The organism is Bacillus sp. MYb56, assembly GCF_002976445.1.
Taxonomy (GTDB): domain Bacteria; phylum Bacillota; class Bacilli; order Bacillales; family Bacillaceae_G; genus Bacillus_A; species Bacillus_A mycoides.
Genome location: NZ_PCOH01000059.1, coordinates 1 through 11,017, shown reverse-complemented (window position 1 = coordinate 11,017; position 11,017 = coordinate 1). Strand labels below are relative to the sequence as shown.

At 32.9% G+C, this 11,017-nt stretch carries 7 protein-coding genes and 1 pseudogene; 2 read left to right on the top strand and 6 right to left on the bottom strand.

All coding sequences use genetic code 11. The features are described 5' to 3' along the window. Nucleotide 1 precedes the first annotated feature (1 nt). Nucleotides 2–94 (top strand): IS3 family transposase, encoded by a 93-nt coding sequence (locus CQ058_RS32975; RefSeq protein WP_098110948.1) that lies wholly within the window; start codon nt 2–4, stop codon nt 92–94. A 278-nt stretch (nt 95–372) separates the two neighbouring features. On the opposite strand, the gene CQ058_RS29355 is transcribed toward CQ058_RS32975, so the two are convergent. The 4 genes and pseudogenes from CQ058_RS29355 to CQ058_RS29340 all read right to left on the bottom strand — a co-directional run bounded on the left by CQ058_RS29355 (nt 373) and on the right by CQ058_RS29340 (nt 5,361). After that, complete coding sequence (locus CQ058_RS29355) at nt 373–1,479, bottom strand: hypothetical protein (RefSeq protein WP_105590162.1); 1,107 nt, start codon at nt 1,477–1,479, stop codon at nt 373–375. A gap of 596 nt (nt 1,480–2,075) precedes the next feature. Continuing rightward, nucleotides 2,076–2,573 carry a DM13 domain-containing protein gene (locus CQ058_RS29350; protein ID WP_002191662.1) on the bottom strand — a complete coding sequence of 166 codons (498 nt, stop codon included), beginning with the start codon at nt 2,571–2,573 and terminating at the stop codon, nt 2,076–2,078. Between the two features lie 76 nt (nt 2,574–2,649). After that, nucleotides 2,650–2,799: pseudogene (locus CQ058_RS32550) on the bottom strand (sensor histidine kinase); the annotation flags it as partial. A 156-nt stretch (nt 2,800–2,955) separates the two neighbouring features. Further along, nucleotides 2,956–5,361, bottom strand: coding sequence for a PAS domain S-box protein (locus tag CQ058_RS29340; RefSeq protein ID WP_002191661.1), 2,406 nt, complete (start codon nt 5,359–5,361; stop codon nt 2,956–2,958). 2,107 nt (nt 5,362–7,468) lie between these two features. Here CQ058_RS29340 and CQ058_RS29330 point away from each other — a divergent pair. After that, nucleotides 7,469–8,206, top strand: coding sequence for a terminase gpP N-terminus-related DNA-binding protein (locus CQ058_RS29330; protein ID WP_105590161.1), 738 nt, complete (start codon nt 7,469–7,471; stop codon nt 8,204–8,206). A gap of 34 nt (nt 8,207–8,240) precedes the next feature. Here the strand turns inward: CQ058_RS29330 and CQ058_RS29325 are convergent, their stop codons facing one another. Both CQ058_RS29325 and CQ058_RS29320 read right to left on the bottom strand, forming a co-directional pair. Further along, the gene (locus CQ058_RS29325) at nt 8,241–9,695 is read right to left on the bottom strand and encodes an FtsZ/tubulin family protein (RefSeq protein ID WP_002144330.1); all 1,455 of its coding nucleotides are present in this window, start codon (nt 9,693–9,695) and stop codon (nt 8,241–8,243) included. 20 nt (nt 9,696–9,715) lie between these two features. Beyond that, nucleotides 9,716–10,132: a hypothetical protein gene (locus CQ058_RS29320; protein ID WP_002144332.1), complete on the bottom strand. Its 417-nt coding sequence runs from the start codon at nt 10,130–10,132 to the stop codon at nt 9,716–9,718. Nucleotides 10,133–11,017: the final 885 nt, after the last annotated feature.

Here is an 11,017-nt window from a genome sequence, read left to right as displayed (position 1 = left end):
CGTGCGTAAATATATGCACTTTTATAACCATCAAAGATTTCAAAAGAAATTAAATAACCTGAGTCCATATAAATATAGAACTCAGGTTGCTTAGTTGCGCTTTTTAAATACTGTCTACTTGACAGGGGTCACTGCATTGGTGAGTTCTTCTCTTTTTTTATTTACTTAAGATTACAATTCAAAGTACTTATTGCAATTGCTTTAAACTGACTTTTATATTATGAATTCTGATTTTCATACTTCTTCACGAGCCGATAAAAGGAAAAGAGTATCTGTTCCTTCAAAATTAAGTTATAAAAGAGTCTGGTTTTCCTGTAAGATATTATTTATCCTGCTATTCGCGGGCAGTACGCTTCCGCACTAAATAAATTTTCACTTTATAACCTGTTTGCAATATTTACACATACCACGCCTCCGATAATAGTAAGCAATCGTAGCACCAAACAGAGCCACTCCCCAAATTGGCCATAATAACTCTGGACCTTCCAATGCCCATCCCCTATGATCTAGGCCCCCCTTATTAATAAACCCCCGGATGTACATCAAACCAGCTGAAGTAACCATTATAGAAACCAGTGAAGCAGGAATAATCGCTAATGAAAGAGGTACACGCCTACCAGCAATAAACGGAAACCAACGCGGGAAAATTTCTCCCCAAGGCTTAATAAGTCCCAGCGTAAGAATTGCCCCTCCGAGAGCTACGGTAGCTAAGGATGCGCCCATTAACCAAATTCCAGGTGAATCACGCTCAAAAGAATCAAGTAATTCTTTGGTAGTTCCCAGTGGAATGCCTAGAGCCCAACACCATCTTGTTATGGAATAACAGATTGGAATTATTATGGCAACGTAAGTGCACCATTTCCCCCAAGATATTGCTGAGGATTGTGATGTCCATTTAGAGGGATTACTATTTCGGCCACAATACGGACAAGCATTTCGTGTTTGGCGTTGATATACTAAAGCAGTTGCACTCCATAGAAATGCTCCTAGCATACTAATATATTGATTTACAATCGTCCAGTACATCATCTGCTCAAAAAATTTCACTCCATGCGGAAAATCAAATGGTGCTCCAATCAAAAAGATAAATCCATATGCTGCTGACGCCAAGACACGGTAGTCAATAACTGCAAATAATAGAATTGCTACTAACATATACACAAACATAAGTAATACTATTCGTAAAAGTCCCTTGCCCCAGCCATGAATCATCATGACAGCTACAATGACTCCCATTAATCCAAATCCAACCATTATAGGTGCACCGGTTTCAGGCCTCAGATCAGCTAGCATAGAGTATTCAGATTGTGGATCTCCGATTCCAAATGGAAAACCCTTTCCTCCCAAGGCCCAATACTGACCTAATATCAAATACATCAACGACCAAACAACCGCCGTATACCCAATCCATTTGGGCCATAATGATAACCATCTAAAAGTATGAATTCCGGTTTCGCTTTTTTTCTTAGTATTTGACATCGTGAATGAACAACTCCTTTTATTAAAAAGTAATAATGCTAAAACCTTCTACAATATTTACACTGTCCTCGCCTTCTTTGATAGTAAGCGATAGTCGTTAGCCCAAATGCTATTCCCCATGGAAGCCAAAATAGTGAAGGCCCTAAATCTCCCCATTTTTGGATAAATGCCAATGTCAGAATGGCACCGCATATAGGTAATTCACTGATACCAATTTGATAGCAAAAAATTCCGCTTTTCAGTCCTATCTTTCAATGTACCTTGTGAATAGTGATCATTCGGCCGTCGTATATGATTTAATTAAAAAAACCATATTCTTCAACTCCCCAGTGTATATTGATGAATAAGTTCATATTATGATAAGAAAGTTAATTTGAAACGGACCTCCAGAACTGTTTATAAACAGTTCTGGAGGTCCGTTTAGAAAAGAAATTCCATAATCACAGTTGTAAGGTAACAAACTGAAAATATTGAGCAATAAAAATACCAATTCCGCATAATGGAATTGGTATGAAAAATCTTCTAATCTATATTAATTACCTTCTTTCTCTATAGAATTATACTTGTGTTACACAAACTCACTTTTATGTTCATATTTATTTTTTAAAATAAACAGCACCAAAGTTTTCATTAAATCTCTTACACCAAACAGAAACTAAACCATATACACTTACATCTATCCCTTCAGGAATTTCGTAGTTTTGGTCTCCTTTATTTCCCTTTAATTTTCCCAATTCAATATACGGATAGTTTTTCACGTCTTCATTATTTTTCAAACGATTCGTAGGAACTAATACAACTCGCACATCCGGCCCATTAGATGTTGCAAAATTAGAAAGTCTTAAAACACGTTTTCCATCTGCTAATTGATGAATTTTTGCCGTTCCAGTTGTTTCATGGACACCGTTTTGAAACTGTCCTTCACTTATTACTCGATCACTTTGTTGCTTTGCTTCAATTGATTGTACCTCTGTTTGTGGCAATGCTTCATTCACGTGCTTATCAATAAATAATTTCTCTGGTCGGAACAATGACCATAAAATCCCCATTACAATTATCAAACCACCTATAAACCAGACATATTTTCTTTTCATAAAGTAAAAAACCTCCTGTAACATACTGTTTAGTAGTATGTTAGCAAGAAGGTCTTTCACTTTTATAACATAAATGTTACAAAAGTCTTTCAGCCGTCCTATTTTTTTCTGATACGATGGGAAGCGTAATCCAAAATTGACTTCCCTGCTTGCCGTCTGCGCGATCCCTCACAACACGTTCTTCCTTGTGCATTTCAATCAATAATTCTGCAATATCTAATCCAAGTTCAGGAGATTACTTGCAAGAGTCTTAGAATTTTTGTATCAAAACCATGAACAGTATAGTAGGAGCTATTCAGGAAACTAAAAAAGAGCAGTTATTGACACTCCCACCCCTAAAGGGGATGGGCTTTCCCGTTCGGAAAATCTGTAAAGAAAGGTATTACTTTTGAATTGTACAAATAGGGAGAGTAACTTCAACTGTTGTTCCTTTATTTACTTCACTCTCAATAAATACCTTTCCTTGATGTGTTTCAATAATTTTATAACAAATCATTAATCCTAAGCCAATCCCCTCTTCCTTAATACTGTAAAAAGGTTCTCCTAGATATGGTATACGTTCTTTTGGGATCCCACACCCTTGATCGATAAAACGAATGCTTATTTGATCATTATCAAGTTTATCAATTTGAATCAGAATTTCTCCTCCCATTGGCATGGATTCAATTGCATTTTTTAAAATATTAACAAATACTTGTTTTAATTGATTTCCTTCACATGGAATCAATGGAATACCAGGTGTATAATCTGTTCTAATTTGTATATTATTCATCATTGCTTGAGGTTGCAGTATCAATAAAACTTGATCAGTTAGCACACTAATATCATTAGGTTGTATCCTTACCACCTGTGGTTTGGCTACCGCCATAAATTCATTCGTAATACTTTCTATACGCTCAATCTCTGATGATACTATATTTATATACCCCTGATTATTCTCATTTTCTGTTGATTTTAGTAATTGCATAAACCCTTTCATTGCGGTTAATGGATTATTAATTTCATGAGCTATTGCAGTGGCTAATTGTCCTACGACAGCCAGTTTTTCAGATTTTCGTAATAATTCTTCTGTTTTTAACCGTTCAGTGATATCACGAGAGATACTTAAGAAAACTTTTTTGCCATTCAAGTTAAAAATACGGACACTAAACTCGGTTGTTATTGTTTTTCCGGTTGGAAAAATATGTTCATCTTGCAAAGTGAAAGAAGTCTGTCCCTCTCTAATTTTTTCTAACAACTGTATGATAATTGGAGAATCTTGTGGTACATTATTGGGGAATGGCATCGAGAGAAGCTCTTCTCTACTATATCCAAATCTGTTACACCCAACAGGATTCACCTCAATAAATCGACTTGGAAATTGATCCTCATTCAATTCTACAACATATACTGCATCAGTTGCTTGTTCAATTAGTGCACGATATTTCATTTCACTATCTCTTAATTGTTGATGTAATCGTTGCCGTTCTCTTTCTGCTTGTTTTCTTTCGGAAATGTCCCTACATATTGCAGATAAAGCTATCACATTTCCCCTTACATCTAGAATAGGTGAAACTGTCAGACTGACATCAAGAAGGCTTCCATCGTTACGTTGTCTAACTGTTTCTAATCTCGTAACTACGGATTCCCCTGTTAGAATTTTCTGGATATTTCCAAGTGATTCATCCATTAAGAAATCAGGCACACAAGGTAATCTTTTACCTATGATTTCGTGTGATGACCAACCAAATATCTTTTCATAAGCTTTATTAGCTTGTAAAATATGTCCCTCCCGATCAGATATGGTAATCGCATCTACATTATGTTTTATAAATGATTCCAGTAATTCTTTAGTTGCCCTTAATTCTGATTCTACCTTTTTCCTTTCGGTTATATCGACTGTAGAACCAACAACTTCAATAACTTGTCCATTTCGTTTAATCGGTCTAAGCGCAATAAGAATAATAGTTTTATCATTCGGCCAGGGTAATTCAAATATAATTTCTTTCCCTTCCCACGCTTGAAGATAATACTTCATTAATTGTGGAACTAAATGGGGAGGAATAATAGAAGCATCAATAGTACGTAAGCTTTTTCCTACCACCCGTTCAGAATAAATTCCGTTTTGATAATAAAACTGTCCATCACACAAAGTGTGTATAAAATGTTTATCCATTTTTTTGAATTTAAAGATACCCCCTTGAAGCTCATGTACGGTATCTTTGAGTTCTTGCTTCGATTTTTTTAATTTTTGATTCATTTTAGATAAGTCCTGTGTTAAGTAATATAATCTTTGGTAAGCTTCCATAAGAAAAACACCAATTAAAAGTCCTAAAGCTATAAATACTAAGCCTGGAGTGTAAAGCACTGTAGTAATAAAGAATACACCTACTAACCACTTCATACCCACAAAAACAGAAAAGTATAGAGGTGCACTTTTAAATGGATGAAGGCTTTTGAAATAAGTTTTAAAAATAGTAAATAGAATACCCATACCGAAATAAGCCATCACAGGTGGTTCCCAATACCCACCAATGTAAAAGATGCGCATTATAATAATACTAATTAATGTAATCCAACCAGCAATGCGACCAAAGTAAATAAAAGAAAGAATAAGAGGAACAGCCCGGAGATCGTAGGAAAATCCCATGTACGGAAACGAAAAGAACATCAAAGTAACTGCGATGATTCCCCCATAGAATTTTTCAAAATATCGCCTGGAATGAATCGTAAACACTTGAATAAATATTGCTGCGCTAACAAGTAAAGAAAAAATAGAAAGATTGATGAAATAGTCTTTAATAATCATGTAATGTCCCTCCTTGCATTAAGTATATTCGACAAAAAAGCGGAAAATCCTACAAATAGTATAAACAGTTCAGATGCAAAAAATTTAAAATGCATGTAAGTAATCTCTAAATCTTGGACATACTGATACTGTTACTCTAAAAAGTTGTGCAATCGGTATACATATTGAAGAATTAGTACTTCATACAAAGAAATTCTCCCTAAAGGATATTAACACGAGATTAACATATCGCAAAATCGAATCAAAATACAGACCAGAAATGAGATTAACATATCAACATACATTAACATGTTAACCTCAGGGAGTATTAAAGTGTTAACCTCATGTCAACTCCACTTACTATTAATGATAACTAGAAACTAACAATACATCGATAAACCATAGGTTTATTAGAATGAGAGTTGAAATACAAAAATTTACAGCATTTAAAAATCACTCAATAAATACAATGATTCCTTATCAATATATAAAGAGTGTTTCTTTATATATTGATAAGAGAATTTCGAGCGGAAGATTAATAGAACATATAGACTGTAAAGTAAAATTACATCCAGTGTATCTGATTGTATTTAATAAAGTAATATCAGAATTACTTTGTAACATGCAACTTAGAGATTCCCGATCTACTATTAGATGCATAATTGAAGATTTAGTACTTCATATAAAGAAATTCTTCTCCCGGAGTATCAATATGACATTAACATTTCGCTAAGTAGGATCTAAATACATACCTAGAATGGTATTGACACATCAACAGACATTAACATGTTAATCCTCAAGAGAATAAAAATATCAATGTTATGTTAACTATCATTGTTTTTAATAAAGACAAAACATTAACAACAGATCTATAAAACTACAACTTTATTAGGATGAGAATTAAAATGCGAAAATCCACACTAGTTAAGAACCACACTTTATAAATCGCTAGAAATTCCGCGCTGAAAATTATTAAGAAATGCAGACTATCAAGCAAAGCACTGCCCATTATAGTGAATTCATATCAATAGAATACTATCTTAATTTGAGCAAAATTACTTTGTAATATAAGCTTTAGAAGTTTTAAATCCACTCTTGGATATGTAATTGAAGGAACAATATTTTAATTAAAGATATTATCCCTGCGAGTATTGACATAAGGTTGACATTCTACAGAAACAGGTCCGCATACGTACTAGAAATGAGATTGACATATCAAGAAACATTAACATGTTAATGTTTAGAACAACATAATTGTTAATCTTATATCAACCATACTTAATTCTATCGATGACAAGACATTAACAAAACATTGATAGATGTAGATCCTTATTAGTAGCGCTATTAATATACCAGGTTCACAACGATTGAATATTATTTACAATTAATAAAGTCCATATAGATCCTATTAGTAAAAGCTTTTTCTTTGTGATTTACACTTACAAAATAATCATTTAAGCTAATCAACAAAGCGAATAGTACTTTATAGTGTTTCAAACGACTAACAACCAATAAATTAACTATCCTATACAGTCATCAAATTAGAATTTAACGTTCATATAGACCTATAATAGTTATTATCGAAAATTACTTTACTAGTCTTGGGATCAGTTAAATAGAGACACTGCCTCTATTAGTCAAACAGATATCCGTTCTATACTCTCAAGTGTTATGAATGAAACAGGCTCATACTGAAATTATTAATAATATGGACTCTTTTTATCATATTTATACCTATTATTTTTGAAAGTTCAATGCTATATCCTCATAATTTATTTACAAATCGGTTATATTTACTTATCATTAATATTAAGTGAATAAAAATGTCAATCTCATAGCAACAATTTATAAGGATATAGGGGGCAAAGTTACCTAATTAATCCTATATAACATTGATGCATTTTAAGTCCCAGTTAACAAAACATTAACATTTAGCGGGAATAAACCGCACTTTGTTAATGTGCTGTTAACACTTTGAATGTAACATGTTAATGTTATCTTTCATGTTAATATTAGATAAGGAAGGAATTCCTATTAATATCGTCGAAAAACACTTAACATATCAATCTCATATTTCATGTTAATGTCATTTATCAGCACAATTACATACTGTTAAGGAGGTAATATTATGATTACGCAGGAAAATCAATCAGAACAAACCATGGTAGATGATGAGAACTCATTACACGAAGACGCTTTTGAAAAAGCCTGGCGAATAACAGAGTTTTCTAAGTTAGTAGGTAGACACCATAATACTGTTTATAATTGGTTCAATACGTTAGAAGAGAAGGGATTGCACGGGACACTTAGAACCAATAATACAAATGAAAAGCTATATAATTCATTGGATTTAAATATAGCACTTTTCATAAAACAGAAAAGGGATGAAAAGTGGTCTTTAGATGCCATAATCGAACTTTTGCCGCATCAATTCGAACTAAGGCCAGTATCTCCTGAAAACCACTCTAATGAAGTATTATCTCAAATTGATTTTCAAGACGCAGCTGAGACAATTGAAAAATTGGTGGAACAAAAAGTTCAAGCATATTTACAAAACATCGAAATACAATTCCAAGAGAAATTTGAAAATGTATTAAAAGCATTGCCTCAACCTGAAGATCCAATTGCTATGAAAGAACGTCAAAGACAAGAGAGACTTGATAACATAATAATTGAACATAGAGCTCGTAAAGAGTTAAGAAGACAAGCTGAAAAACTCTGGAATGAAAAGCCTGAGGAAGAGCGTGTGAAAAAAGTTGGTTGGTTTAAAAAAGAGGAAGATCTAGCAAAAAAACACCTTTTTATAGAGAATTATTTAAACGAAAATATGATAGAGTATATGCAATCTATTATGACATCAGAATAAAAAAGAGGCCCGGGATATTCCCAGACCTCTTTTTTTATTTTGATGTACCAAACATTTTGTCTGGATCCATAAATGCAGCTAATTCTTCATCATTCTCAGCATCTGCTGATGGTTCCTCATTACTAGTTCCCATATCGATGTAATCACCAAAATTAATACTGAAATCATCGTCTTGATCTTGCATTTCAATTGTACTAATTTGAGATTTTTTAAACTGAATTTGATTTTGCTTCTCTTTAAATTCATTGAATTCTTCAACTAAACCTTTAGACAAACGGGACGGTAATGCATCAGTTTTATAGAACGTATACACACTGCCCATAAAATCATTTTTACTAATTAAATACCCATTAAATACCGTACCGTTGATTGGTAATGTATTCGTAACTTCTACTTTTGCATCATCCATAAATGAATCATCAATATTCTTTTGTTCGTCTAGAATTGCAAGCATTCCAAAATGATGCACCTTAGAAGCCTCCAACTCACCATCATCGTTCTTTTTCATTAATTCTATAGGAGGGTGGAAAGAGCTTCCTTTCAACGATTCTGAGAACATATCTACTATTTCTTTACTATTTTCGATTTGATTCATATTGCGAGAAATTTTATTAATAACTAGACAGCCAGTTTTCTCTAATAAAATACGTTTAAAGTCCTGAGAATCTAAAATAACAGATGTTCCTGCGCCATTAGAAGCTGTATTTAATTCATGGATGATTTCACCAATGCGCTGATTAGCATAGTCTCGTGAATTAGCAATACCTTTTTTCTCATTTTCGTTTAATCCCTTAAATTCATCATAGAAATGTTGGTTATCCGCGAAAACAACGAATGCAACACCTTTTGCTGGTTCATTTGCTAACTTCCAAATCTCTTGAGAGAATTTATTTACTTGTCTTAGTACATCAGGCCCATCGGCTCTTACAGGGAGTGTCACAACAATACCCATTTTAATAAAATCTTTACGCTCAATTGCATTATTGAATGCAATTCTTGCATACTTTTGTTGATTTGCTATTAATTCCTCTCTAGAAATTTTCATTGCCATACTTTTAAGTTCTTCAGCGATTATAGGTTTATTATGAAAAGCCGAGAATTCTTCAATTGCTTTAATGATTGTAGAAGTACCTGTTCCACCGCCTAATCCAGCAAAAAATAGTACCAATTCATCTGTTGGTCTTACACGCTCTGTGATGAATTCTTTTAACTTTTCTTTCGCTTCATCATTTGATTCTAGTACTTTTACAGCACGTTCTGGATTCTTTCCTAGTCCGCCTAATTTTAGTGATACTTGGTTACTTTTAGGCACATTTTTTAATTCGGCTAAATCACCATCGTTACTATTTAAAGCAAGACAGTTGTACACAGATGTTCCATCCGTATGCTTATATTCAGCAAATTTATCTACCATTCTAGTTCCGGCTTGACCAAAACCAACCATTGTCATTTTTACTGCTACTTCGTTTTTCAGAAAGTTCTTCGCCATTATTTTATCTCTCCTTTTTCTTATCTATTCGTTTCTTTACGTTTTCCAAGTTCAATTAACACCTGCTGCCCTCTAATTGTTGAGATTAAAAATTTATAAGGGTGCATAATTTTTTCAGTTATTAATGACATTGAAGATAATGTACTAACACTTACTTCAGCTGATCTTCTTGATATATTGGTTCGTTCAACCTCTAATGAGTATGATTTTCCCTTTAATTTCTTAACTCTCCTATCAATTACAACATTACCTACTATTTCATTTATTGAGATGCCTCTCATATATTTCGTCTCTTGGTATTGTTTATTTACCTCAGATCCTATGTAATGAAATACATTATAAAGTATTTCGTCCTCTTCAAGAATGTCTGCAAACATGTTCACAACTTCAGCAGGAAATTTAATTACTTTATACTTTTCGCTCAATACCTCGTTCAAGTTTCCTCCCCCTTAAAACGTTGGTTAATTATTCCTACGAATATATTACATTAATATAAGACGTATATCAAGTGATTATATATAGAACTTACATATAAAGCGTACAAGTATTAAAGTTAGTTAAAATGTTGATATATAAACACGAATATATACAGCGTACATGCACGCTGTATATAATATATATCAATTTCAGGTTTCATATAATTAACAATACCTTCTATAAAACTATAAATTTAATATTTAATTTGACATTCTTTTGAATAATCCTTTATAAAAAATATCAAATTACAAACATTTCATGTTAAAACACTTCACAAAGCATCCATACGCTCTATTCATAAACTTTATATATAAGCCGTATATATAAACCCTTTAAAATAAAGGTTTTGTGGCTACTATATCAATTTCATATCAACATATTTAACATATTTCATTTCTATACAACTTATATGCAAGTTCTATATATAAAGTGTATATGTACAGTGTGTATAAAACATACTAAAATCATTGCTCTTTTCATATCATATGGTTTGATATGAACATTTTAGTTTAATAAAGAGACCTTCGTATTCAACTAGATTTATTAACGATTTTTCTTCTATTTAAAACCATTGATAAAGGAGATCTGTCAATGTCATGTTATAAGTTCTCCTTTCAGTTATTAACTCACATAATTGCAAGTTCAATATCTCAAGTGTTAGACTCTACACATTCACTTGTTAATCTCATATGTACACCATCTTTATCATTTTAGCCAAGAAGACTCCTTCCTCAAGGAACGCGAAGTGAGTAGGTGGGAGATGAATTGGCTTCGGACAAGAGATGGCAGAAAGCCATCTTAATTGTTCGACATACATAAACTGTTACTTCACTATCTATCGAATG

Excerpts from the sequence above, each read along its gene's own strand:
- CQ058_RS29355 (WP_105590162.1), bottom strand. The coding sequence starts at position 1,479 with ATGTCAAATACTAAGAAAAAAAGCGAAACCGGAATTCATACTTTTAGA.
- CQ058_RS29350 (WP_002191662.1), bottom strand. The coding sequence starts at position 2,573 with ATGAAAAGAAAATATGTCTGGTTTATAGGTGGTTTGATAATTGTAATG.
- CQ058_RS29340 (WP_002191661.1), bottom strand. The coding sequence starts at position 5,361 with ATGATTATTAAAGACTATTTCATCAATCTTTCTATTTTTTCTTTACTT.
- CQ058_RS29330 (WP_105590161.1), top strand. The coding sequence starts at position 7,469 with ATGATTACGCAGGAAAATCAATCAGAACAAACCATGGTAGATGATGAG.
- CQ058_RS29325 (WP_002144330.1), bottom strand. The coding sequence starts at position 9,695 with ATGGCGAAGAACTTTCTGAAAAACGAAGTAGCAGTAAAAATGACAATG.